This is a genomic window from Nocardioides marmotae, from assembly GCF_013177455.1.
GTDB classification, from domain to species: domain Bacteria; phylum Actinomycetota; class Actinomycetes; order Propionibacteriales; family Nocardioidaceae; genus Nocardioides; species Nocardioides marmotae.
Genome location: NZ_CP053660.1, coordinates 438,455 through 460,962 on the forward strand (window position 1 = coordinate 438,455; position 22,508 = coordinate 460,962).

Consider the following 22,508-nt stretch of genomic DNA (forward strand, 5'->3'; position numbering starts at 1 on the left):
GCGGATGTCCACATGCGGGTCGCCGACCCCTGGCGCATCGAGGACGTCGAGCGTATAATCGAAGATATGTTCGACTTTCCGGCGTCCGCAGAGACCGGGATGCTGGCTGCCTCGAGCATCGCGCACGTCCGCGAGCAGCTGACGGCTGCGCTGCAGCTCCCGTCCGGGTTGGACGACGCGGACCGGATCGACTCGATCACCGCGCTGGAGGACCTCGTCCGCGTGGCCACCGCGGCGCAGGCGGCGCTAGCGCGCGAGCTCGACGCGGCGCAGCGAGAGGTGCAGGCGCGGGCCGGCGTGCCGGCGGCCGTCCGGGGTCGCGGGGTGGCCGCCCAGGTGGCGCTGGCGCGCAAGGAGTCCCACCACCGCGGGCAGCGGCACCTGGGGATCGCGAAGCTCGTGGCCGCGGAGATGCCCCACCTGTGGGCCGCCTGGAGGCAGGGCAAGGTGACCGAGCACGGCGTCAGCCTCGCCCTGCGCGAGACCGCGTGCCTGGAGGTCGAGGACCGGCTGGAGGTCGACCGGCTGCTGGCCGCCGACCCCGGCGCGCTGGACCGGTGCGGCGAGCGCGAGATCGCCTCGTCCTGCCGCAGGCACGCCGCCCGCCTCGACGCGGCCGCGGTGGTGAAGCGACAACGTCGGGCCCACGCCGACCGCTGCGTCACGATCCGGCCCGCGCCGGACGCGATGGTCTACCTGACCGCCCTGCTGCCGGTGAAGGACGGCGTCGCCGCCTACGCCGCCCTGACGAGGGCCGCGGAGTCGGCCCGGGCGGCGGGCGAGGACCGCACCCGCGGCCAGGTCATGGCCGACACGCTGGTCGACTCCGTCCTGGGCGCGCACGAGGCGACCACGGGCGCGAAGGTCGAGCTGGGCCTGGTGATGACCGACCGCAGCGTCCTCGGCGATGCCGAGGACCCGGCGTACGTCGAGGGGTTCGGCTGGGTGCCGGCCGAGCTCGGGCGGGTGGTCCTCGACGCGACCCTCGCGGGGACGGTCGACACCGACGAGGCCCTGGTGCACCTGCGCAGGCTCTACGCGAGCCCGACCACCGGCGAGCTCGTCGCGATGGACTCCCGGGCCCGCGCCTTCCCGAAGGCGCTGGGCAGGTTCGTCCGGCTCCGCGACCAGGTGTGCCGCACCCCGTGGTGCGACGCCCCGATCCGGCAGATCGACCACGTCGACCCGGTCACGGAGGGTGGCCCCACCTCCGGCAGGAACGGCCAGGGCCTGTGCCAGGCCTGCAACCTGGCCAAGGAGGCGCCGGGGTGGCGAGCCGGTCTCGCACCTGACGGCTCAGTGGAGACCATCACCCCGACCGGCCACCGACATCGCACCTGCCCGCCCGTCCTCGTCGACGTCCACGACCGACCGCCCCTGCGGGTGCGGCACTACGTCCTCGCCACCTGAGCCGAGATCAGCGACCGGTCAGGGGTTCATGTAGCCCTTGACGCACTGGTCGAACGGGTCGTCCTTCTTGAAGATGTTGTCGATGTAGCCGTCGAGCGTGCACTGCACGACCGCCTGGGCGAAGCTCAGGATGCCGTCGACGGGGTCGATGCCGGTGGAGGGCAGCGGCGGGAGCGACGGGGTCGGCAGACCCGGGATGCCGAGACCGCCCTTCGGGCCGTCGCCCTTGCTGTCACCGGAGCCCTCGTCGTCGCTGCCGCCGTCGGTGCCCGGCTGGGGCGCCGGCGCGGTGGACGGCTGCGGCGCCGTGCTCGTCCCCGGGGCGGGGGTGATCACGGTGTCGGGGCCGGAGCCGGGGCCGTCCGCGGATCCCTGGCCCGGGCCGGGGGCGACCGGGGCGGGGGAGGGGGCGATGACGCCCGCGGCCACGGTGCCGTTCGGGATCGACATGAAGTCGCCCTCGAGGTAGGCCTCCATGATGCCGAGCACGAGCGAGACGTAGCTGTTGGAGTGGTTGTAGCGGAAGACCGCGGCCCGCTGGCCGCTGTCGGTGGAGAGGTCGTCGCCGCCGGAGCACAGGTAGACGGCGGTCGCGAGCGCCGCGTCGTCGATGTCCTGCGGGTTGCGCTGGGAGTCGCCGTCGGAGTCCACGCCGACGACCGACCAGGTCGAGGGGATGAACTGCATCGGCCCGACCGCGCGGTCCCAGACCGCGTCGTTGTCGAACTGGCCGGCGTCGGTGTCGCGGATGGCCTTGGTGTTGTTCTTGCCGTTGAGCGCGATGCCGTAGATGCCGGGGCGGGCGACGCCCTCGTCGTCGAGGGAGTTGCCGCCGTACCGACCGTGGTCGGACTCGACGCGGCCGATCGCGGCGACGAGCTGCCAGGAGAGGTTGCACGTCTCGTCGGCGGAGTTGATGACCGTCTCGGCCCGCTGGTAGGCGGCGAGCGCGGCGGAGGGGATCGCATTGGTCGAGGCGGTGCGCACGACCTCGCTGGTGTCGCCCTCGACGCCGGGGGCGACCGAACCGGTCGACCCCGAGGACACGCTCGCCGGTGCCTCGATCGCCTCCGTCGGCACCGAGGTGCCGTCCGGGAGGGACCTCGACACGGGCGTCTCCGCGGCCACCGTGACGGGGGCTCCCACGCCCGCCAGGCTCGCGGTCCACGCGGTCGAGAGCACGGCGAGGGGCACGAGGGCCGTCGCGCGCTGCCAGCGACCGAATCGCTTTGCGGACATAAGGGGCTCACTCCCGGTTCTGGTGTCTACCCGTCGGCTCTCCCTCGACCGCCGGGTGTGACGTCCACAACGAAGATTGGCACAGCGGGGTTACGCCTGTGTCCGATTCGTGGGACGTCGGGCCGCCTCCCCAGCGGCCCGACGGCAGATTGCCCAACACCGCGTCACGTGAAACACGTCACCCGGGTCCGCCCGGCGTGGCGCACCGGGCGTGGCGCGTTTCGGGTTCTCGGCGACAATGGCGGCGTGCCTCTCGACACCGCTGCCTCCGCCGAGCTGTTCGAGCGTGCCCGTGCGGTGACGCCCGGTGGGGTGAACTCGCCGGTCCGCGCCTTCAACGCCGTCGGCGGGACCCCGCGGTTCATCCGCTCGGCCGCCGGCGCCTGGCTGACCGACCACGACGGCAACGAGTACGTCGACCTCATCTGCTCGTGGGGCCCGATGCTGCTCGGCCACGCCCACCCCGAGGTGCTCGCGGCCGTCCAGGCCGCCGTCGCGCGCGGGACGTCGTACGGCACCCCGACCGAGCCCGAGGTCGAGCTCGCCGAGGAGATCGTCGCCCGCACCTCGGTCGAGCGGGTCCGGTTCGTCTCCTCCGGCACCGAGGCCACGATGTCGGCGATCCGGCTGGCCCGCGGCTTCACCGGCCGCGACGTGGTCGTGAAGTTCGCCGGCTGCTACCACGGCCACGTCGACGCGCTGCTCGCCTCGGCCGGCTCCGGCCTCGCGACGTTCGCCGTCCCCGGGACCCCCGGCGTGCCCGCCTCCTCGACCGAGCTGACCCTGGTGCTGCCCTACAACGACCGCGCCGCGGTCGAGAAGGTCTTCGCCGAGCACGGCGACCGGATCGCCTGCCTGATCACCGAGGCCGCCCCCGGCAACATGGGCGTCGTCCCGCCCGAGCCGGGCTTCAACGCCTTCCTGGCCGAGACCTGCGCCCGCCACGGCGCGCTGTTCGTCAGCGACGAGGTGATGACCGGCTTCCGCGCCTCCCGCCAGGGCCAGTGGGGCCTCGACGGCGCCGTCGAGGGCTGGCGCCCGGACCTGGTGACCTTCGGCAAGGTGATGGGCGGCGGCTTCCCGGCCGCGGCCTTCGGCGGCCGCGCCGACGTGATGGGCCACCTCGCACCGGAGGGGCCGGTCTACCAGGCCGGCACCCTGTCGGGGAACCCGATCGCGACCACCGCCGGCCTCGCCACCCTGCGCCTGGCGACCGACGAGGTCTACGACCACGTCGGCCGCGCCGCCGAGGTCGTCAAGACCGCGGCCGCCGAGGCGCTCGCCGCCGCCGGCGTCCCGCACACGGTGCAGTCGACCGGCACGATGTTCTCGGTGTTCCTCACCGAGGGCCCGGTCCGCGACTTCGAGGACGCCTCCCGCACCTCGGCCGCCGGGTACGCCGCGTTCTTCCACGCCATGCTCGAGCGCCACGTCTACCTCCCGCCCTCGGCGTACGAGACGTGGTTCCTCTCCTCGGCCCACGACGACCGGGCGGTCTCGACGGTCCTGGACGCCCTGCCCCACGCCGCGCGCGCCGCCGCGGCCGCCATGGACGGAGCCTGATGGCCACCCCCGACACCGTCGTCCACCTCCTGCGCCACGGGGAGGTGCACAACCCCGACGGCGTCCTCTACGGCCGCCGCGACGGCTTCCACCTCTCCGAGCTCGGCCGGCAGATGGCCGAGAAGGTCGCCGGCGCGCTGCAGGACCGCGACATCGTCCACATGCGGGTCTCCCCGCTGGAGCGGGTGCGCGAGACCGCTGCGCCGCTCGCGCTGGCGCGCGGCCTGGAGCCGGTCGTCGACGAGCGGGTCATCGAGTCGACGAACGTCTTCGAGGGCGAGAAGTTCGCCGGTGGCGGCAACGCGCTCAAGGACCCCCGCAACTGGCGGCACCTGTGGAACCCGATGCGTCCCTCGTGGGGCGAGCCGTACAAGCAGGTCGTCGCGCGGATGATGTCGGCCGTGCACGACGCGCGGATCGCGGCCACCGGCCACGAGGCCGTGGTCGTCTCCCACCAGCTGCCGATCTGGATCACCCGGCTGCACGTCGAGCACCGCTCGTTCCTCCACGACCCCCGCAAGCGCCAGTGCACGCTGTGCTCGGTCACCTCCTTCCACTTCGTGGGCGACCGCGTCACGCAGGTCTCCTACAGCGAGCCCGCCGGCGACCTGATCCCGGTCCAGGACAAGTCGGCGCCGTTCTCCGCCGGCGGCGCACCCGAGGAGAAGCGGCCGCCCGCATGACCCCTCCGCCCCGCACGCTGCCCCCGGGCAGTGCTCCCCGCCGCGCGCCCCGCCGCGCCGCCCGCGCGCTCGCCACGGTGCTGGCGCTGGCGACCCTCGGCGCCTGCACCTCGGTCGAGGGAACCGGGGACAAGGGGTACGTCACCGGCGACGGCGAGGTGCGCGTCCTCGACCCCGCCCAGCGCGAGGAGCCCGTGGACCTCACCGGCACGGACCTCGCCGGGCAGGAGGTCGACCTCGCCGACCTCCGCGGCAAGCCGGTCGTGCTGCCCGTGTGGGGCTCGTGGTGCGTGCCGTGCCGCGCCGAGGCGCCCGACGTGGTCGCGGCGGCCGAGGAGCTGGAGGGCACCGCGAGCTTCGTCGGCATCAACATCCGCGACACCGAGGGCGGCGCCCAGGCCTTCCAGCGCGAGTTCGACGTGCCGTACCCCTCGATCGTCGACGACGGCCTGGCGCTGCTGGCCTTCACCGGCACCCTGACCCCCTACACCGTGCCCGCCTTCGTCGTCCTCGACGAGCAGGGCCGGGTCGGGGCGAGCATCCTCGGGGAGCTGCCGTCCACCCAGACGCTGGTCGACCTCGTCGACGAGGTCACCGGTGGGTGACTGGTTCCGCGACCAGGCCTTCTCGGGGTCGCTCGTGCTCGCCATGCCCGTCGCCCTGGTGGCGGGCCTGGTCTCGTTCTTCTCCCCGTGCGTCATCCCGCTGCTGCCCGGCTACCTCTCCTACGCCACCGGCTTGTCCGGAGCGGACCTGGCCAGCGGCGAGGCGCAGACCCGCCGCGGGCGGATGCTGCTCGGCTCCGTGCTCTTCGTGCTGGGCTTCGCCGTCGTCTTCGTCAGCATCGGCGCGCTCTCCGGCCAGGTCGGCCACTGGCTGATCACCTGGCGCCGTGAGCTGACCGTCGTCCTCGGCAGCCTGACCATCCTCCTCGGGCTGGTCTTCGCCGGCCTCCTGCCGATGTTCCAGCGCGAGTGGCGGGTCCACCGCGTCCCGGCCGTCGGCCTGGCCGCGGCGCCCGTGCTCGGGTTCCTCTTCGGCCTCGGCTGGACCCCGTGCATCGGCCCCACGCTGGCCGCGATCAGCGCGCTCTCGCTCAACGAGGCCACCGCCGGCCGCGGCGCCCTGCTCTCGGGGATCTACGCCCTCGGCCTCGGCATCCCGTTCATCCTCGCCGGCCTGGCCTACCGCCGCGCGCTGGGGGCCTTCGGCTGGTTCCGGCGCCACCAGACCGCCGTGGTCCGCGCCGGCGGCGCGATGCTCGTCGTCGTCGGGCTGCTGCTCGTCACCGGCGTGTGGGACCAGGCCGTCACCTGGATCCAGTCCGAGATCGTCACCAGCACGGAGACTTCCCTGTGAGCGATCCCCGCGAGACCCAGTACGACAAGCTGCCCGAGGGCCGCCGCGCCGGGGAGCTGTCCTTCCGCGAGCTCCTCCGCTTCGCCTGGCGCCAGATCACCTCGATGCGCACCGCGCTCGTGCTGCTCCTGCTGCTCGCCCTGGCCGCGGTGCCCGGCTCGATCGTGCCCCAGGAGGGCGTCGACGCGCTGGCGACCACCCGCTGGCGCGAGGACCACCCGACGCTGGCGCCGATCTACGACAAGCTCGGCCTCTTCGACGTCTACGGCTCGGTGTGGTTCTCCGCGATCTACCTGCTGCTGATGATCTCCCTCGTCGGCTGCATCGTGCCCCGCACGCTCGTGTACTGGCGCGCGCTGCGCGCCCAGCCGCCCCGCGCCCCGCGCAACCTGGCCCGGATGCCCGACACCACGTCGTACCGCACCGAGGAGAGCGCCGAGCAGGTCCTCGCCCGGGCCCGCGAGGTGCTCGGCCGGCGGCACCGGGTGCGCAAGGCCGAGCCCGGCGAGGACGCGGTCAGCGCCGAGCGCGGCTACCTGCGCGAGGCCGGCAACCTGGTCTTCCACCTCTCGGTGGTCGTGGTGCTGGTCGGCTTCGCCATCGGCGGGCTGTTCGGCTACAAGGGCGGCGTCATCCTGGTCACCGGCGACGGCTTCGGGAACACGCTGACCTCCTACGACGACTTCGTGCCCGGCAGCCTGTTCACCCCCGACCAGCTCGACCCGTTCAGCTTCACCGTCGAGGACTTCGAGGTCGACTGGCTGCTCTCGGGCCGCGCGGCCGGCCAGGCCCGCGGCTTCAGCGCCGACGTGCGCTACCGCGAGGACCGCGACGCCGAGGAGAAGAGCTACGACCTGCGGGTCAACCACCCGCTCACCGTCGGCAGCACCGACATCTTCCTCATCGGCCACGGCTACGCCCCGGTCGTCACCATCCGCGACGGCAACGGCGAGGTGGCCTACAACGGCCCCACGATCTTCCTGCCCCAGGACCAGAGCCTGTTCTCCTTCGGCGTCATCAAGGCCCCCTCGGCGCAGCCCGAGGAGATCGGCCTGGAGGGCGTGCTCTACCCGACCTTCGGCATGACCGAGGAGGGCGACCCGGTCAACCTGCTCGGCAAGGCGGCCAACCCGCTGCTCTCGGTGCTCGTCTACGCCGGCGACCTCGGCATGGACGAGGGCGGCTCGCAGTCGGTCTACGTGCTCGACAAGGCCGACGCCGAGCAGGTCGTGGACGAGGACGGCAAGCCGCTGCGGCTGGACATGCGGCCCGGCGAGACCGTGACGCTGCCCGACGGCCTGGGCTCGGTCACCTTCGAGGGCCTCCAGGACTGGCAGCGCATCCAGATCAGCCAGACCCCCGGCAAGATGATCGCGCTCGCCGGCGTCGTGCTGGCGCTGGCCGGCCTGCTCGGCTCGCTGTTCATCCGCCCCCGCCGGGTCTGGGTTCGTGCCCGCGAGGACGCGGACGGCACACTGGTCGAGGTCGCCGCGCTCGACCGCTCCGGCGGCGGCGAGGTCGCGCCGGTGCTCGAGGAGCTCGTGGCGCAACTGCGGGGCAACCAGCCCCTCGAGACGAAGAGGAATGAGACGTCGTGAGCGATGCTGCGTGGGAGACGCTGAGCAACCAGGCGGTCGCCGTCTGCGGCCTCGTCTACTTCCTGGCCCTGATCAGCCACCTGATCCAGTGGTCGGCCCTGCGGAAGCTGCCGGTCGGCATCGAGGAGAAGACGTCGGTCCAGGCGCCGGTCGCGGTCGGTGCCGGGGGCTCGGTCGTCGAGGACCTCGAGGCCCGGGAGCCGGACGTCGTGCGGCGTACCGAGCTCTTCGGCCGGCTCGGCCTGCTGCTGACGATCATCGCGACCGCGGTGCACCTGGTGGCGCTGGTCGGGCGCGGCATGGCCGCGGACCCCAACCGGGTGCCCTGGGGCAACATGTACGAGTTCACGCTCTCGGGCACGTTCGTCGTGAGCGCCGGCTACCTGCTGCTCAACCGCCGCTTCGGGCTGGCCTGGATGGCGCCGATCGTCGTCGGCTTCGTCGTCGTGGTGCTGATGGTCGACGTGGTCTGGCTCTACGACCCGGTCGCCCCGCTGTCCGAGGCGCTCTACTCGCCGTGGCTGGTCATCCACGTGGTCTCCGCCGTCATCGCCACCGGCGCGTTCACCCTCGGCGGCATCTGCTCGGCGTTCTACCTGATCAAGGAGCGCCGTCCGGCGCGCCCGACCGGTTACCTGGCCCGCGTCCCCGAGCCGGCCGCGCTGGACCGGATCGCCTACCGCATGCACGCCTTCGCGTTCCCGGTGTGGACCTTCGCGGTCCTCATCACCGGCCCGATCTGGGCCCACCAGGCGTGGTCGGCCTACTGGAGCTGGGACCCCAAGGAGGTCTGGGCGTTCATCACCTGGGTCGTGTACGCCGCGTACCTCCACGCCCGCGCCACCGCCGGCTGGAAGGGCCGCAACGCCGCGATGCTGGCGCTGGTGGGCCTGGCCACGCTGTGGTTCAACTTCATCGGGATCAACTTCTTCTCCACCACCAGCCAGCACTCCTACGCCGCGCCGGCGGTCGTGGTCGAGGCGCCCGCAGGGCTCGAGGCGTCGGCAGCGGGATCAGCCGGCGAGCTCGCGCAGCCGCTCCGCGGATAGGTCCTCGGCGGAGGTGAACTCGCCCGGGTGGGCGGCGACGACCTCGCCGTCCACGATGAGCACGGTCGCGGGCAGCCGGTTGGGGCTCACCGCCGGCGCGTAGCTGGCCATCAGCTCCATGTCGGGGTCGCGCCAGCTCGGGTAGTCGGCCTCGGTCTCGTCGAGGAACTCCACGGCCTTGTCCTCGAACTGGTCGAGGGAGACACCGACGACCTCCACGTCGTCGCGCTCGGCCACGTCGGCCAGCAGCGGCATCTCGGCGCGACAGGGCACGCACCAGCTGGCCCAGAAGTTCAGCAGCACCGGCTTGCCGGTGTCGATCGCGGCGTCCACGCCCCCGCGGGAGCCGATCGGGTCGCCGGCGGGGAGCTCGACGGCCTTCGGGTCGTCCAGGGTCACCCAGCCCAGGCCGGTCGGCGCCTCGTCCTCGGGCGCCTCGCTAGCACCGCTCCCGCTGCAGGCGGTCGCGGCGAGGAGGACGGCGGTGCCGATGAGCGCGGGGAGGGTGCGGCGCTTGCTCACGCGTCCGGGTCCTCCGGGTGGCGCCGCTTGCGGTCGAGGTCGCGCAGGAAGTCGGGGTCGTCGTCGGGACCCAGCGGGCGCGGCTCGGGGGGACGGGCCCCACTGCGGCCACCACGCCCACCGCCGCCACCGCGGCCGCGCGCGATCGGCGGGGTCCCACGGCGCTCGATGAGCCGCACGGCGAGGTAGGTCACGAGCGCGAAGAGCACGACGACCAGGAGCAGCTTCAGCACCCCTCCAATGTAGGCCGACGCACCACAGCGCCTACCCTGGAGGTCGTGAAGGAGTTCGTCGTCTACACCGCCCTGCGCATCGCCCTGTTCCTCGGGTCGCTCGCGCTCGTCTTCGGTCTCTGGTGGGCGGTCGCCGGTGAGGTACCGGTCCTGTGGGCCGTCGTCATCGCGTTCGTGATGAGCGGGCTCGGCTCGCTGTGGCTGCTCAACGGCCCCCGCGAGGCGTTCGCCCAGCGGGTCCAGGAGCGCGCGGACCGCGCCGCGAAGCGCTTCGAGGACATGAAGGCCAAGGAGGACGTCGACTAGTCGACGTCGCCCCGGCCCGGGGTGCTCAGCGGCGCTTGCGGGCGTTCAGCTGGCGCTGGACGCGTGCCTCGGACTGACCGAGGACCTTGGCCAGCAGCTGCACGCGCATCTTCCACGCCACCACGGCGACGACGACGAGCGCGATGAAGATCAGGAAACCCATGCCGCCAGCCTACGCAGTCGCGTCAGGCGGCGAGGTCAGGCGGCGAGGTCAGCCGGCGAGGAACAGCGGCACGCTGACCAGCACGGCCCAGGCCAGCTCGGCCGAGCCGGTGCGCTGGAGCACCGGGATCAGCCCGGGCCCGGTGGCCCCGCCCAGCACGGTGCGGGTGGCGGCGCCGGCGGGCACCAGGAAGGCCAGCCCGGCCAGCGCCCACCACGTGGTCACCGCGGCGAGGCCGACCACGGCCAGCGCCGCGACCGCCACGAGGGCGGCGTACAGCTGGCGCGTCCCGCGGTCCCCGAGCCGCACCGCGAGGGTGCGCTTGCCGGCGAGGGTGTCGGTGGGGATGTCGCGCAGGTTGTTGGCGACGAGGATCGCGCAGGCCAGCGCGCCGATGCCGACGGCGGCGACGAGCGCCGCGGGCTCGAAGGTGCCGGTCTGGACGTACGTCGTGCCGACCACGGCCACGAGGCCGAAGAAGACGAAGACCATGACCTCGCCGAGGCCGAGGTAGCCGTAGGGCCGCGAGGTGCCGGTGTAGCCCCAGGCCGCGAGCACGCACACCACCCCGACCGCCACCAGCCACCAGGCGGTGGTCGCGGCGAGGGCGACGCCGGCCACGCCGGCCACGCCGAAGGCGAGGAACGCCGCGCGCTTGACCGCCGCGGGGGTGGCCGCGCCCGACCCGACCAGCCGCATCGGGCCGACCCGGACGTCGTCGGTGCCGCGGACGCCGTCGGAGTAGTCGTTGGCGTAGTTGACCGCGACCTGGAGCGCCAGGCTCACCACGAGGGCGAGCAGGGCCTTCCACCACACCGCCGCGTCGACGTACGCCGCCACGCCGGTCCCGGCGAGGACCGGCGAGACCGCCGCCGGCAGGGTGCGGGGCCGGGCGCCGGCCAGCCACTCGGATGCAGTTGCCACGATCGACGATTGAACCCGACCGCCGGCCCGGTCAGCGGGCCGGGTCGAGGTCGTGCCGCTCGAGGAAGCGCTGGGCGGCCCGCACGGAGGGGTGGATCGCGACCGTGGCCACCACCAGGATCCCGGCGATGACCAGCCAGCCGAGCGCGCCCTGCTCCATCGCGAGGTAGGTGTAGAGCGCCGGGGCCCACACGTAGCCGAGGGTGCTGCCGAGGTTCTGCGCCCCCTGGTACTCCCCGCGCCGGTCGGGGTCGGAGAGGTCGGACTCGAAGGCCCACCCGGCGGCGGAGAGGAACAGCTCGCCGACGGTGACGGTGACGTGGCCGACCCAGACCAGGGTGATCGTCACCCAGCCGATGGTGTCGTGGGTGACCAGCGTGATCACGCACGAGAGCACGAGGAACGTGCTGCTGATCCGGGTGGCGCGCAGGGCGGTCGTCAGCCCGGAGACGGTCTTGGCGACCACCATCGGCAAGAAGATGCACATGACGGTGTTGGTGCCGAAGAGCAGCGCGACGAGCACCCGCGGCGCATCGGTCTCCTGCACCAGCCACAGCGGGATGACGATGTGCAGCAGCACCTGGTTGGTCCACAGCACGCCGCTGAAGAACGAGGTGAGCAGGAAGGCGCGGTTCTGCAGCGCGCCGGGGACCGTCCGGGCGCCCTCGGCGTCCTCGAGCGCGCCGACCACGGCGGCCTCGAGCGCGTTCGGCCGCTCCCGGTGGGCGGCCTTCGGCAGCCGGGTGATCCAGAAGGCGTTGCCGAGCATGAGCGTGGCGGTGAACCACGGGAGCGCGGCGACCACCGTGTCGCCCTCGAAGGCCAGCGCGACGCCGCCGAACAGCGCGCCGACGGTGAAGCCGAGGTTCATCGCCGCGTACATGTAGGCCTGGGAGGCCACCCGCTCGACCCGGGGGACCACGTCCAGCACGTACGCCCCGCGGGCCGCCCCGCCCGCGCTGTTGACCACCTCGAGGACCACGCTCATCACCAGGAAGGCTGCGAACCCGTCGATGAGCGGCCACACGGCGTACGCCAGGGCGGTGCCGAGCGCGCCGAGCGCCCACATCCGCTGCGGGCCGATCCGGTCGGCGAGCTTGCCCGCTGGGACGGCGACGAGGAAGGAGGCGATGCCGGCGACGGTGATGCCGACGCCGACCTGCGCGGCGCTGAGGCCGACGACCTGGGTGAAGAACACCGCGCTGGCGGTGATGAACGTGCCGTCGCCGATCGCGAAGAGCACCGACTGCACCGAGAGCCGGGCCGCCAGCGGCGTGGGCGGCCGGAGGTTGGCGACGACGGCGGCGAGGGGACGGGGCACGAGCATCCATCCCATCACGACGGGCTAGCGTTCGGCGTGTGGTTTCCGCCGGTGTGACGCTCGACGCGTGGCTCTCCGCCCCCTCCGAGCCCGACCCGTGGGTGGTCGAGACGTCCGGGTCGACGGGGCGCCCCAAGCGGGTGCTGCTGCCCCGCTCGTCGGTGCTCGCCTCCGTCGCCGCCTCGGCCCGCCGGCTGGGCGCGGAGGGGCAGTGGCTGCTGGCGCTGCCGGACGCCTTCGTCGCCGGTCTGCAGGTCATCGCGCGCTCGCTCGTCGCGGGGCACGCACCGGTGCGGGTCGAGGACCACGCGTCGTTCGTGGCGGCCACGGCGGCGATGACCACCGAGCACCGGTTCACCTCGCTGGTCCCGACCCAGCTGCACCGGATGCTCGAGGTGCCCGAGGAGGCCGCGGCGCTCGCCACCTTCCACACCGTCCTGGTCGGCGGCGGGCCGATCGACCCGGCGCTGCGCCGCCGCGCCGAGGAGCGCGGGGTGCACGTGGTGGCGACATACGGCGCGGCGGAGACGGCCGGCGGCTGCGTGTACGACGGCGTCCCGCTCGACGGGGTCGGCCTCGCGCTGGACCGCGACGGCCGGATCCGGCTGGCCGGCCCCACGCTCTTCGCCGGCTACCAGGACGACCCGGCGCTGACCGCCGAGGTGCTCGTGGACGGGTGGTACCTCACCTCCGACGCCGGCCGCCTCGACGAGGACGGCCGCCTCCAGGTGCTCGGCCGGCTCGACGACGTGGTGGTGACCGGCGGCGTCAACGTCCCGGCCCCCGCCGTCGCCGCCCGGCTGCGCGAGCACCCGGGCGTGCGCGCGGCCGAGGTGCTCGGCGTGCCCGACGAGGAGTGGGGCAACCGGCTGGTCGCCTTCGTGGTCGGGGACGTGCCGCTCGCCGAGCTGCGCGACTGGGTCGGCGCCGAGCACCCCCGGTCGTGGAAGCCCCGCCAGCTGGTCGCGCTCGACGACGTACCCCTGCTCGGCAACGGGAAGCCCGACCGGCTCGCGCTGCGCCGGTTGGCGCAGGAGGCGTCGTGACCGGGCTCCGGGTCTTCAGCCTGCCGATGCGCACCCGCTTCCGCGGCGTCACGGTCCGCGAGGGCGTGCTGCTCGAGGGGCCGGCCGGCTGGGGGGAGTGGTCGCCGTTCCTGGAGTACGACGCCGCGGTCGCCGAGCCGTGGCTGCGCTGCGCCGAGGAGGCCGCCGCGGGTGACTGGCCCGCGCCGGTGCGCGCGAGCGTGCCGGTCAACGTGACCGTGCCGGCCGTCGACGCCGAGCGGGCCCACGCGATCGTCCGCGCCGGCGGCTGCGCGACCGCGAAGGTCAAGGTCGCCGAGCCGGGCCAGACCCTCGCCGACGACCAGGCCCGCGTGGAGGCGGTGCGCGACGCGCTCGGGCCCGCCGGCCGGGTCCGGATCGACGTCAACGGCCTGTGGAGCACCGACGAGGCGCTCGCCCGGCTGCCCGTGCTCGACCGCGCCGCCGGCGGCCTGGAGTACGTCGAGCAGCCCTGCGCCACGGTCGAGGAGCTCGCCGCGGTGCGCCGGGCCGTCGGCGTGCCGGTGGCCGCCGACGAGTCCATCCGCCGGGCCGCGGACCCCTACCGCGTGCGCGACCTGGAGGCCGCCGACGTCGCGGTGCTCAAGGTGCAGCCGCTCGGTGGGGTGCGGGCGTGCCTGCGGATCGCGGAGGACATCGGGCTGCCGGTCGTCGTCTCCTCCGCCCTGGAGAGCTCGATCGGGCTGGCCGCGGGCGTCGCGCTCGCCGCCGCGCTGCCCGAGCTGCCCTACGCCTGCGGGCTGGCCACCGCCCAGCTGCTGGCCGCCGACACCACCACCGAGCCGCTGCTGCCGGTCGCCGGCGAGATCGCGGTGCGCGTGCCCGCCCTCGACCCCGGCCACCCGGTCGCCGCGCCCGACCGGGTCGCGCACTGGGAGGCGCGGCTCGCCGAGGTCCGGGCGCTGCGCGAGGGTCGGCTCCCGTGACCGCCCCGCCGACCCCGCCCCCGAGCTCGCCCCCGAGCTCGGCGGACCTGGCCCGCTCGGTGGTCACCACCCTGCTCGAGGCCGGCGTCACCGAGGTGGTGCTCTCGCCCGGCTCGCGCAACGCCCCGCTGTCCTTCGCGGTCCACGCCGCCGCCGAGGCCGGCCTGCTCCGCCTGCACACCCGCGTCGACGAGCGGAGCGCCGCCTTCCTCGCCCTCGGGCTGACCAAGGTCGGCGCCCGCGCCGCCGTGCTGTGCACCTCCGGCACCGCGGTGGCCAACCTGCACCCGGCCGTCCTCGAGGCCGCGCACTCCGGCCTGCCGCTGGTCGTGCTCACCGCCGACCGGCCGGCGCGGCTGCGCGGCACCGGCGCGAACCAGACCACCGACCAGGTCGGCGTCTTCGGCCGGCTCGTCACCACCCGCGACCTGCCCGAGGACCCGCTCGAGCTCGACGACCACGGCCCCACCCACCTCAACGTCCAGCTCGACGAGCCGCTCGTTCCCACCGACGCCTGGGTGCCGGTGGCGCCCTCGCCCCCAGCGTCGCGGGCACCGGAACCTGCGCCCGCACCGGCGGGGGACCTGCTCCCTCTCGGCCCTCGCACCGTGGTGGTCGCGGGCGACGACGCCGGCCCGCCGGCCCGGGTGCTCGCCGAGCGCGCCGGCTGGCCGCTGCTCGCCGAGCCGACCTCGGGCTCGCGCACCGGCGACAACGCCCTGCGCTGCTACCGGCTGCTGCTCGACACCGACCTGGGCCGCAGCATCGAGCGGGTCGTCGTGGCCGGCCACCCCACGCTGTCGCGCCCGGTCACCCGGCTGCTCGGCCGCGAGGACGTCGAGGTCGTCTCCGTCCCGGCCCGCGGCGTGTGGGCGGAGCGGCCCTTCCCGGTCGACCGCGAGGTGCTCCGCCCGGTCGTGGACGGCGCCGAGGACGGCACCTGGCTGGCCGCCTGGCGCGAGGCGGACCGCGCGCTCGCCCGGCAGCTCGACCGGCTGCTGGCCGCCGAGCCCGGGCTCACGCCGTACGAGGTGGCGGCGGCGGTGAGCCGCGCCGTACCCCCCGGTGGCCTGCTGTACGTCGGCGCCTCGAGCCCGATCCGCGACCTGGACCTGGTGGTCGCCCGCTACGAGGTCGGCGACCGGCGCAAGGTGGTCGCCAACCGCGGTCTCGCCGGCATCGACGGCACCATCTCCTCCGCGATCGGGGCCGCGCTCGGCCGGCCGCACGGCACCCGCAACCTCGCGCTCATGGGCGACGTGACCTTCCTGCACGACAGCGGCGGGCTGGTCCTCGGGCCCCGCGAGGAGCGCCCCGACCTGACTGTCGTGGTGGTCAACGACGACGGCGGGGCGATCTTCTCCATGCTCGAGCAGGGCGCCCCGGAGCACGCCGGGCCGTTCGAGGACCTCTTCGGCACCCCGCACGGTGTCGACCTGGCGAGCCTCTGCGCGGCAACGCGCACGCCGCACTGGCGCGTGGACACCCTCGCCGAGCTCGAGCACGCGCTGGCCAGCCCGAACGGCGGCATCGAGGTCGTGGAGGCCGTCGTGGACCGGCGCACCCGGCGCGACCTGGACGAGCGGATCCGGGCCCTGCGTCCGTAGGGAACCGAGGGCACCGGGCTCGGCCTAGGCTGCCGTCGTGAGCCAGCGGGATGCGACGCGCGAACGCCAGGACCGCGCGGGGGCCCGGCTGCGCGAGTACATCCACACCGAGTCCGCCAGCGCGGCGCTGCTCGTGGCGGCTGCGGTGGTCGCGCTGGTGTGGGCGAACTCGCCGTGGTCGGGCTCCTACGAGGCGCTGTGGCACACCACCGTCGAGGTCGCCATCGGCGGCGACGGCATCTCCATGGACCTGCACCACTGGATCAACGACGGCCTGATGGTGCTGTTCTTCTTCGTCATCGGGCTCGAGGTGCGCCGCGAGGCCGCCGTCGGCGAGCTCACCGAGCGGCGCCGGGTCGTCGTGCCGCTGGTCGCCGGCGTCGGCGGCATGCTGGTGCCGGCCGCGGTCTACCTCGCGCTCAACCCCTCCGGCCCCGCGGCCGCCGGCTGGGGCGCGGTGATCGGCACCGACACCGCCTTCCTCCTCGGCGTCCTGGCCCTGGTCGGGCCGGCGGTCTCGACCCAGCTGCGGATCTTCCTGCTCACGCTGACGGTCATCGACGACGTCGTCGCGGTCAGCGTCATCGGCCTCGCCTACACCGACGAGCTCTCGCCGGTGCCCCTCGCGATCGCCGGCGCCGCCCTGGCCGGGCTCGTCGTGCTCGTCCGCCTCGGGCAGTGGCGCGCCTCGCCGTACGTCGCGCTGGTCGTGATCGCCTGGCTCGCGACGTTCGAGTCGGGGCTGCATGCGTCGATCGCCGGCATGCTCGCGGGCCTGCTGGTCCCGGCGGCCGAGCCGGACCGGGCCCAGGTCGAGGCCGCCGCCCTGCGGTTCCGGGCGTTCCGGCAGTCGCCGATGCCGGGCGTCCAACGCTCGGCCCGCCAGGAGCTGACCCGCGCGATCTCGGTCAACGAGCGGCTGCAGGAGGCGCTGCACGGCTGGGCGGGGTACGTCGTGGTGCCGCTCTTCGCGCTCGCCAACGCGGGCGTCGACCTGCGCGGCGGCGTGCTCGGCGACGCGCTCGCCTCCCCGGTCACCTGGGGCGTGGTCGCCGGCCTGGTGGTCGGCAAGGCCGTCGGGATCGGCCTGGGCGCGCTGCTGGCGGTCCGGGCCGGCTGGGGCGAGCTGCCGCAGGGGGTCGGCATGGGGCACGTGCTTGCCGGCGGGGCGCTGTCGGGCATCGGCTTCACCGTCTCGCTGCTCATCGTCGACCTGGCCTTCGACGACGATCGGCTGCGGGACGAGGCGACCGTCGGTGTGCTGCTCTCGGTGGTGGTCGCGAGCGCCGTCGGGTGGCTGGTCTTCCGCGTCGCCGCTCGCCGCTTCGGCCAGGAGGACGCGGCGCTGCCGGCGGTGCTCAGCGTCCCGGTCGACCCCGAGCGCGACCACGTGCACGGACCGGTCGACGCGCCGCTGACGCTGGTGGAGTACCTCGACTTCGAGTGCCCCTTCTGTGCTCGCGCCACCGGCTCGGCCCGGGAGGTCCGCGCGCACTTCGGCGACCGGTTGCGCTACGTCGCCCGGCACCTGCCGATGGGCATGCACCCCCACGCGCCCCTGGCGGCGGTGGCGGCCGAGGCGGCCGCCCGGCAGGGGGCGTTCTGGGAGATGCACGACCGGCTCTTCTCCCACCAGGACGCCCTCGAGCACGAGGACCTCGTCGGGCACGCCGCCGCGCTCGGGCTCGACGTCGAGCAGTTCATCCGGGACCTCGCCGAGGACGCGGTGCACGAGCGCGTCCGTCAGGACCTCGACAGCGCGGCCGCCAGCGGCGCGCGGGGCACGCCGACGTTCTTCGTCGGGGACCGCCGGCACGAGGGCCCGTGGGACGCCCGGACGCTGATCGCCGCGCTGGAGGCCTCGACCCTCAGTGCCCGGCGGTGACGTCGAACGTCGGATCGCCGAGGTCGAAGCGGGTCACGGCCGGACCATGCGGATGTGGAGGCCCTCCTCGGCGTGCTCGAAGGCGCCGTCGGGGTGGTAGCCGTGGTTCTCGTAGAACCGGATCGCGCGCTTGTTGGGCTCCAGGACCCACAGGTACGACGGGGCGTCGCCGATCGTCGCGACGAAGAGCAGGTGCCCCAGGCCGGTGCCCCACCAGTGCGCCCGAACGTAGAGCGCCAGCAGCGGCAGGCCCAGCTCGTCGGGCTCGCCCGCGCCGGCGAAGCCGACCAGGCCCTCGGGGGCCTCGGCGACCAGCGTCCGGTCGTGGAGGGCGACCATCTCGCGCCACACCTCGATCCGCTCGGCCAGGTGCTCCTCCCGCTCGGCGCGGACCTTCTCGGGCACCAGGTGGGCGTAGGACTCGTCCCAGGAGTCGACGTGGAGGCGGCCGAGCGCGTCGGCGTCGTCGAGGACGGCGGGCCGGATGGTGACGCCGTCGAAGCGGTCGGGGGAGCTCACCGGTCCATCGTAGGGAGCGCCCGAGCGCCGACCACAGTCGCCGAACGCCCCTGGCCGCGCTCTACGGTGGGCCTCATGCGCATCACGAAGCTGGGGCACGCCTGCGTCCGGATCGAGCACGAGGGGACCACGATCGTCCTGGACCCCGGGGCCTTCACCGACCCCGACGCGGTCGACGGCGCGGACGCCGTGCTGGTCACCCACGAGCACGCCGACCACTACGTCGCCGAGACACTGCTCCGTGCCGACGCGCCGGTCTACACGATCGAGGGCGTCGCCGCCCACGTCCGCGCGGACGCCCCGGACCTGGCCGAGCGGCTGCACGTCGTCGCGCCCGGCGAGGACTTCACCATCGGCCCGATCGCGGTGCGCGCGGTCGGCGAGCTGCACGCGGTCATCCACCCCGAGCTGCCCCGGATCACCAACTCCGGCTACCTGCTCGACCTCGGCGGCCACAAGGTCTTCCACCCCGGCGACGCGCTCACCGGGCCCGGCGAGCCGATCGACCTGCTGCTGCTCCCGGTCTCCGCGCCGTGGCTGAAGGCGGCCGAGGCCATCGACTTCGCCCGCGAGGTCGGGGCGCCCCGCAACCTGGCCATCCACGACCGGATCTACTCCGAGACCGGCCTCGGCGTCATCGGCGGGCACCTCGATCGGTTCCTCGAGCCGACCGGGCAGGTCTACACCCGGCTGGCCGACGGGCAGGACCTCCAGGACCTCTAGGGCCCGGCGTCAGTCGGCCAGGGCGTCGCGCACCGGCACGAACTTCGCCTGCGACTCCGCGAGCTCGGACTCGGGGTCGGAGTCGGCGACGACGCCGCAGCCGGCGAAGAGGCGGACGGTGTCGCCCTCGTGGAAGCCCGAGCGCAGCGCGATGCCCCACTCGCCGTCGCCCGAGGCATCCATCCAGCCGACCGGGCCGGCGTAGCGGCCGCGGTCCATGCACTCGATCCGGCTGATCAGCTCGGTGGCCTCCGGGGTCGGGGTCCCGCCGACGGCGGCGGAGGGGTGCAGCGCCTCGGCGAGCTGGAGCGAGGAGACGGTCGCCGCGTCGTGCACCACGCCGTTCACGTCGGTCGCGAGGTGCATGACGTTCGGCAGGTGCAGGACGAACGGCGCCTCGGGGACGTTCATCGAGGAGCAGTGCGGCTCGAGCGCGTCGGCGACCGACCGGACGGCGTACTCGTGCTCCTCGAGGTCCTTGGAGGAGCGCGCCAGCGTCGCCGCCAGCGCCAGGTCGCGCTCGTCGTCGCCGGTACGGCGGATCGTGCCGGCCAGCACCCGGGAGGTGACCAGGCCGCGCTCGCGGCGCACGAGCAGCTCGGGGGTGGCGCCGAACATCCCGTCGACGTGGAAGGTCCAGCACATCGGGTAGCCGGCGGCCAGCCGCCGCAGCGGCCAGCGGACGTCGAGCGGCTCGGTGGCGGTGGCGACCAGGTCGCGGGCGAGCACGACCTTCTCCAGCTCGCCGGCCGAGATCCGGGCGACGGCGTCGGCCACGACGCTCATCCAGCGCTCGCCGTCGAGCGCCCCGTCGGCGAAGGTCAGCCCGACCGGGGCGGGCGGCACGTCGCGGACGCGGACGTCGGGGGCGACGGCCGGCCCCTCGGCGGGGGAGACGGTGGTGACCCAGGTCCGGTCGCCGCGACGACCGACGAGCACGGCGGGCACGGTGAGCACCGAGTCGCCCGGCTCGTCGGCGAAGGCGAAGGTGCCGAAGGAGACCAGGCCGGTGCCCGGCTCGCGGACCTCGTCGAGGACCTCGGCGCGGCCGACGGTCTCGGCCCACCACTTGGCGGCGTCGGCGAAGCGGGTCGGGCCGCTGGTGCGCAGCTGGGCGGCCACGCCCCAGCCGACCAGTCCCTCGCCGCGGCGCAGCCAGGTGACCGGCGCGTCGGTGGGGAGCAGGTCGAGCAGCGCGTCGCCGGGCCAGAGGGGGGAGTCGGGCTCGAGCGCCACGGTCCGCGCGACCAGCCGGCCTGCGGACACCTGCTCGTCCGGAGCCGTACGGGTGGTCACGCCCCGAGGGTACCCACGACCCCGCCCCCACCCGGAGCCCAGGCGGGGCCGCCCGGCTGCGACTCAGGTTCGGCGGTTACCGTCGCTCGGGGCCTCTCCGCGCCCCGCAGTCCCCCGATCGAGGAGTCCTCCCGTGAGCAGCACCCCGTCCCCCGCCCTGACCCGCTGGACCGGTCCGCTGGCCGGCGTGGTGGTGCTCGCCGTGCTGGTCGTCTTCGCCGTCCTGCTGCCCAAGGCGACCGGCGGCTCGAACGCCGAGGACCCCCTCGACCTGCCCGACACGCTGCCCGGCGGCTACACCGCGGCCGACCGCGGCGAGGCGTTCGCCGGGAGCTACGAGGCCGAGGAGGCCGAGACGCTCGCGGGCCGCCAGGCCTCCGCGCGCCAGCACAGCGACGAGGTGCTCGACGAGGTCTACGACTACGCGGCGGAGACCCGCACCTACGCCAGCGAGGACCTCACCACGGCCGTCTTCGTCCAGGCCTTCCGCGCCCCGGGCGGCGCCTTCGCCCCCGAGACGATCTCCGGGGAGGAGGCCGCCGCGACCGGCGCCGCGAGCCAGGAGCTGGTGCGCGAGGGCGACGCGATCTGCATCGTGCAGCGCCCGGCCGTGGACCCGGCCGCCGGCGCCCCGCAGGACGCGGCCCCCTCCTACGTCTCGTGCCAGCGCAGCGAGGGCGACCTGACCGTCCAGGCCACCGCCTCCGGGCTGCCTGCCGCGGACCTGGTCGAGCTGCTCGACGCCGCCTGGGACGCGGTCGCCTGAGCCGCGGCTGCGGCCCGAGCGCGACGCCCCCGTAGGGTTCGGCCGTGGCCCGTGCAGAGCTCGACAAGCAGCCGACCGACGTCCGTCGGATGTTCGACGCGGTCGCGCGTCGCTACGACGTGACCAACGACGTCCTCTCCCTCGGGCAGGACCGGCGCTGGCGCCAGGACGTGATCGAGGCGGTCGACGCCGGGTGGGGCGACCTCGTGCTCGACCTCGCCGCCGGGACCGGCACCTCCAGCCAGCCCTTCGCCGACCGCGGGGCGACCGTGGTGCCGTGCGACTTCTCCCTCGGCATGCTCCGGGTGGGCAAGCAGGCGCGCCCCGACCTGCCCTTCACCGCCGGTGACGGCACCCGGCTGCCCTTCGCCGACGACACCTTCGACGCGGTCACCATCTCCTTCGGGCTGCGCAACATCGTCGACCCGCTGGCCGGCCTGCGCGAGATGCGGCGGGTCACCAAGCCCGGCGGCCGCCTGGTGGTCTGCGAGTTCAGCCACCCGACGAACGCCGCGTTCCGCACCGTCTACCTGGAGTACCTGATGAAGGCGCTCCCGACGATCGCCCGCGCGGTCTCCTCCGCCCCGGACGCCTACGTCTACCTCGCCGAGTCGATCCGCGCCTGGCCCGACCAGCGCGGCCTGGCCGACCTCGTCGCCGAGGCCGGCTGGCAGCGCCCCGAGTGGCGCGACCTCTCCGCGGGGATCGTCGCCCTGCACCGCGCCACCAAGTAGCCACCGAGGCGCCACCAGGGAGCGCAGGCGGGGCGTTCCCGCAGGTCAGCAACCGGTTGCATATAGGAAACGTCCGCGTGCGGTAAATGCCCAGGTCAGGCCGGGAATCGCGAGTTCCCACCCCCTGCGTGCGCCGGTGGGGCACCAGTGGCACTATGTGTCACGTACCACTTCGTGATTCCATTCACAAGGTCACATGGTGGTGCGGAAGTGCCGCCCGACCGACGTTCGACAGGAGTGCCCGTGGAGCTCTACACACCGGTGCTGGCCCTCGCCTCGCTGGCCGCGCTCTTCGCGGTCGGCTCCGTCGCGATGAGCTCCCTGATCGGTCCGAAGCGCTACAACCGGGCCCGCCTCGACAGCTACGAGTGCGGCATCGAGCCCACCCCGCAGCCGATCGGCGGCGGGCGGTTCCCGGTGAAGTACTACACGGTCGCGATGACCTTCATCATCTTCGACGTCGAGATCATGTTCCTGGTCCCGTGGGCGGTCTACTTCGACCAGCTGCACTGGTTCGGCCTGATCGCGGTCGTCATTTTCCTCTTCAACATCACCATCGCCTACGCCTATGAGTGGCGTCGCGGTGGTCTCGACTGGGACTGACCGAGGGACTGC

24 protein-coding genes are annotated in these 22,508 nt (G+C 74.2%); 16 read left to right on the plus strand and 8 right to left on the minus strand.

All coding sequences use genetic code 11. The annotated features are described in order from the left end of the window. Window positions 1–12: 12 nt before the first annotated feature. Entirely contained in the window at window positions 13–1,410 is a 1,398-nt protein-coding gene (locus HPC71_RS02030; protein WP_216656513.1) for an HNH endonuclease, read from the plus strand. Window positions 1,411–1,428: 18 nt separating this feature from the next. Here HPC71_RS02030 and HPC71_RS02035 read toward each other — a convergent pair whose 3' ends face one another. Continuing rightward, window positions 1,429–2,556 carry a lytic murein transglycosylase gene (locus HPC71_RS02035; protein ID WP_253943867.1) on the minus strand — a complete coding sequence of 376 codons (1,128 nt, stop codon included), beginning with the start codon at window positions 2,554–2,556 and terminating at the stop codon, window positions 1,429–1,431. Between the two features lie 339 nt (window positions 2,557–2,895). Between HPC71_RS02035 and hemL the strand changes: the two genes are divergently transcribed. The 6 genes from hemL to ccsB are packed head-to-tail and all read left to right on the plus strand — an operon-like array spanning window position 2,896 to window position 8,901. After that, entirely contained in the window at window positions 2,896–4,212 is a 1,317-nt protein-coding gene (gene hemL / locus HPC71_RS02040; protein ID WP_171896008.1) for a glutamate-1-semialdehyde 2,1-aminomutase, read from the plus strand. Then, on the plus strand, window positions 4,212–4,895 hold the full coding sequence (locus HPC71_RS02045; RefSeq protein ID WP_154612915.1) for a histidine phosphatase family protein: 684 nt from the start codon (window positions 4,212–4,214) through the stop codon (window positions 4,893–4,895). The genes hemL and HPC71_RS02045 overlap by 1 nt, the downstream gene beginning before the upstream one ends. Next, complete coding sequence (locus tag HPC71_RS02050) at window positions 4,892–5,500, plus strand: TlpA family protein disulfide reductase (protein WP_154613492.1); 609 nt, start codon at window positions 4,892–4,894, stop codon at window positions 5,498–5,500. Before HPC71_RS02045 ends, HPC71_RS02050 begins: the two co-directional genes overlap by 4 nt. Beyond that, the gene (locus HPC71_RS02055) at window positions 5,493–6,254 is read left to right on the plus strand and encodes a cytochrome c biogenesis CcdA family protein (RefSeq protein WP_216656514.1); all 762 of its coding nucleotides are present in this window, start codon (window positions 5,493–5,495) and stop codon (window positions 6,252–6,254) included. The genes HPC71_RS02050 and HPC71_RS02055 overlap by 8 nt, the downstream gene beginning before the upstream one ends. After that, window positions 6,251–7,852: a cytochrome c biogenesis protein ResB gene (gene resB / locus HPC71_RS02060; RefSeq protein ID WP_253943868.1), complete on the plus strand. Its 1,602-nt coding sequence runs from the start codon at window positions 6,251–6,253 to the stop codon at window positions 7,850–7,852. The genes HPC71_RS02055 and resB overlap by 4 nt, the downstream gene beginning before the upstream one ends. Then, window positions 7,849–8,901, plus strand: coding sequence for a c-type cytochrome biogenesis protein CcsB (gene ccsB / locus HPC71_RS02065; protein ID WP_171896009.1), 1,053 nt, complete (start codon window positions 7,849–7,851; stop codon window positions 8,899–8,901). The genes resB and ccsB overlap by 4 nt, the downstream gene beginning before the upstream one ends. Here ccsB and HPC71_RS02070 read toward each other — a convergent pair. Next, window positions 8,866–9,423: a TlpA family protein disulfide reductase gene (locus HPC71_RS02070; protein ID WP_154613494.1), complete on the minus strand. Its 558-nt coding sequence runs from the start codon at window positions 9,421–9,423 to the stop codon at window positions 8,866–8,868. The two genes, ccsB and HPC71_RS02070, sit on opposite strands and share 36 nt — an antisense overlap. Beyond that, window positions 9,420–9,656: a hypothetical protein gene (locus HPC71_RS02075; protein ID WP_216656515.1), complete on the minus strand. Its 237-nt coding sequence runs from the start codon at window positions 9,654–9,656 to the stop codon at window positions 9,420–9,422. Before HPC71_RS02075 ends, HPC71_RS02070 begins: the two co-directional genes overlap by 4 nt. 45 nt (window positions 9,657–9,701) lie before the next feature. Between HPC71_RS02075 and HPC71_RS02080 the strand changes: the two genes are divergently transcribed. Then, window positions 9,702–9,962 carry a DUF4229 domain-containing protein gene (locus tag HPC71_RS02080; protein WP_171896010.1) on the plus strand — a complete coding sequence of 87 codons (261 nt, stop codon included), beginning with the start codon at window positions 9,702–9,704 and terminating at the stop codon, window positions 9,960–9,962. A gap of 25 nt (window positions 9,963–9,987) precedes the next feature. On the opposite strand, the gene HPC71_RS02085 is transcribed toward HPC71_RS02080, so the two are convergent. The 3 genes from HPC71_RS02085 to HPC71_RS02095 are packed head-to-tail and all read right to left on the minus strand — an operon-like array spanning window position 9,988 to window position 12,370. Continuing rightward, window positions 9,988–10,125, minus strand: a complete 138-nt coding sequence (locus HPC71_RS02085) for a hypothetical protein (RefSeq protein WP_154612918.1) — start codon at window positions 10,123–10,125, stop codon at window positions 9,988–9,990. Between the two features lie 48 nt (window positions 10,126–10,173). Continuing rightward, window positions 10,174–11,049 carry a 1,4-dihydroxy-2-naphthoate polyprenyltransferase gene (locus tag HPC71_RS02090; protein ID WP_171896011.1) on the minus strand — a complete coding sequence of 292 codons (876 nt, stop codon included), beginning with the start codon at window positions 11,047–11,049 and terminating at the stop codon, window positions 10,174–10,176. 31 nt (window positions 11,050–11,080) lie between these two features. Beyond that, entirely contained in the window at window positions 11,081–12,370 is a 1,290-nt protein-coding gene (locus HPC71_RS02095) for an MFS transporter (RefSeq protein WP_253943869.1), read from the minus strand. A gap of 53 nt (window positions 12,371–12,423) precedes the next feature. On the opposite strand from HPC71_RS02095, the gene HPC71_RS02100 reads away from it, so the two are divergent. The 4 genes from HPC71_RS02100 to nhaA are packed head-to-tail and all read left to right on the plus strand — an operon-like array spanning window position 12,424 to window position 17,855. Next, on the plus strand, window positions 12,424–13,416 hold the full coding sequence (locus tag HPC71_RS02100; protein ID WP_253943870.1) for an AMP-binding protein: 993 nt from the start codon (window positions 12,424–12,426) through the stop codon (window positions 13,414–13,416). A 26-nt stretch (window positions 13,417–13,442) separates the two neighbouring features. Further along, window positions 13,443–14,363 carry an o-succinylbenzoate synthase gene (locus HPC71_RS02105; protein WP_154613681.1) on the plus strand — a complete coding sequence of 307 codons (921 nt, stop codon included), beginning with the start codon at window positions 13,443–13,445 and terminating at the stop codon, window positions 14,361–14,363. Then, window positions 14,360–15,970, plus strand: a complete 1,611-nt coding sequence (menD, locus tag HPC71_RS02110; RefSeq protein ID WP_171896013.1) for a 2-succinyl-5-enolpyruvyl-6-hydroxy-3-cyclohexene-1-carboxylic-acid synthase — start codon at window positions 14,360–14,362, stop codon at window positions 15,968–15,970. The genes HPC71_RS02105 and menD overlap by 4 nt, the downstream gene beginning before the upstream one ends. 37 nt (window positions 15,971–16,007) lie before the next feature. Next, window positions 16,008–17,855, plus strand: coding sequence for a Na+/H+ antiporter NhaA (gene nhaA / locus HPC71_RS02115; RefSeq protein ID WP_216656516.1), 1,848 nt, complete (start codon window positions 16,008–16,010; stop codon window positions 17,853–17,855). 33 nt (window positions 17,856–17,888) lie between these two features. On the opposite strand, the gene HPC71_RS02120 is transcribed toward nhaA, so the two are convergent. Then, complete coding sequence (locus tag HPC71_RS02120) at window positions 17,889–18,374, minus strand: GNAT family N-acetyltransferase (RefSeq protein ID WP_154612919.1); 486 nt, start codon at window positions 18,372–18,374, stop codon at window positions 17,889–17,891. 75 nt (window positions 18,375–18,449) lie between these two features. On the opposite strand from HPC71_RS02120, the gene HPC71_RS02125 reads away from it, so the two are divergent. Beyond that, window positions 18,450–19,097 (plus strand): MBL fold metallo-hydrolase, encoded by a 648-nt coding sequence (locus HPC71_RS02125; RefSeq protein WP_154613495.1) that lies wholly within the window; start codon window positions 18,450–18,452, stop codon window positions 19,095–19,097. Window positions 19,098–19,106: 9 nt separating this feature from the next. Here the strand turns inward: HPC71_RS02125 and HPC71_RS02130 are convergent, their stop codons facing one another. Continuing rightward, window positions 19,107–20,393 (minus strand): isochorismate synthase, encoded by a 1,287-nt coding sequence (locus HPC71_RS02130; RefSeq protein WP_257866152.1) that lies wholly within the window; start codon window positions 20,391–20,393, stop codon window positions 19,107–19,109. Window positions 20,394–20,526: 133 nt separating this feature from the next. On the opposite strand from HPC71_RS02130, the gene HPC71_RS02135 reads away from it, so the two are divergent. The 3 genes from HPC71_RS02135 (at window position 20,527) to HPC71_RS02145 (ending at window position 22,496) form a co-directional block, all read left to right on the plus strand. Further along, window positions 20,527–21,159 (plus strand): hypothetical protein, encoded by a 633-nt coding sequence (locus tag HPC71_RS02135; protein WP_154613497.1) that lies wholly within the window; start codon window positions 20,527–20,529, stop codon window positions 21,157–21,159. A gap of 44 nt (window positions 21,160–21,203) precedes the next feature. After that, the gene (locus HPC71_RS02140; RefSeq protein ID WP_171896014.1) at window positions 21,204–21,893 is read left to right on the plus strand and encodes a demethylmenaquinone methyltransferase; all 690 of its coding nucleotides are present in this window, start codon (window positions 21,204–21,206) and stop codon (window positions 21,891–21,893) included. Window positions 21,894–22,136: 243 nt separating this feature from the next. Beyond that, complete coding sequence (locus HPC71_RS02145) at window positions 22,137–22,496, plus strand: NADH-quinone oxidoreductase subunit A (protein WP_171896015.1); 360 nt, start codon at window positions 22,137–22,139, stop codon at window positions 22,494–22,496. Window positions 22,497–22,508: the final 12 nt, after the last annotated feature.

Excerpts from the sequence above, each read along its gene's own strand:
- HPC71_RS02050 (WP_154613492.1), top strand. The coding sequence starts at position 4,892 with ATGACCCCTCCGCCCCGCACGCTGCCCCCGGGCAGTGCTCCCCGCCGC.
- HPC71_RS02085 (WP_154612918.1), bottom strand. The coding sequence starts at position 10,125 with ATGGGTTTCCTGATCTTCATCGCGCTCGTCGTCGTCGCCGTGGTGGCG.
- HPC71_RS02045 (WP_154612915.1), top strand. The coding sequence starts at position 4,212 with ATGGCCACCCCCGACACCGTCGTCCACCTCCTGCGCCACGGGGAGGTG.
- HPC71_RS02125 (WP_154613495.1), top strand. The coding sequence starts at position 18,450 with ATGCGCATCACGAAGCTGGGGCACGCCTGCGTCCGGATCGAGCACGAG.
- HPC71_RS02105 (WP_154613681.1), top strand. The coding sequence starts at position 13,443 with ATGCGCACCCGCTTCCGCGGCGTCACGGTCCGCGAGGGCGTGCTGCTC.
- HPC71_RS02030 (WP_216656513.1), top strand. The coding sequence starts at position 13 with ATGCGGGTCGCCGACCCCTGGCGCATCGAGGACGTCGAGCGTATAATC.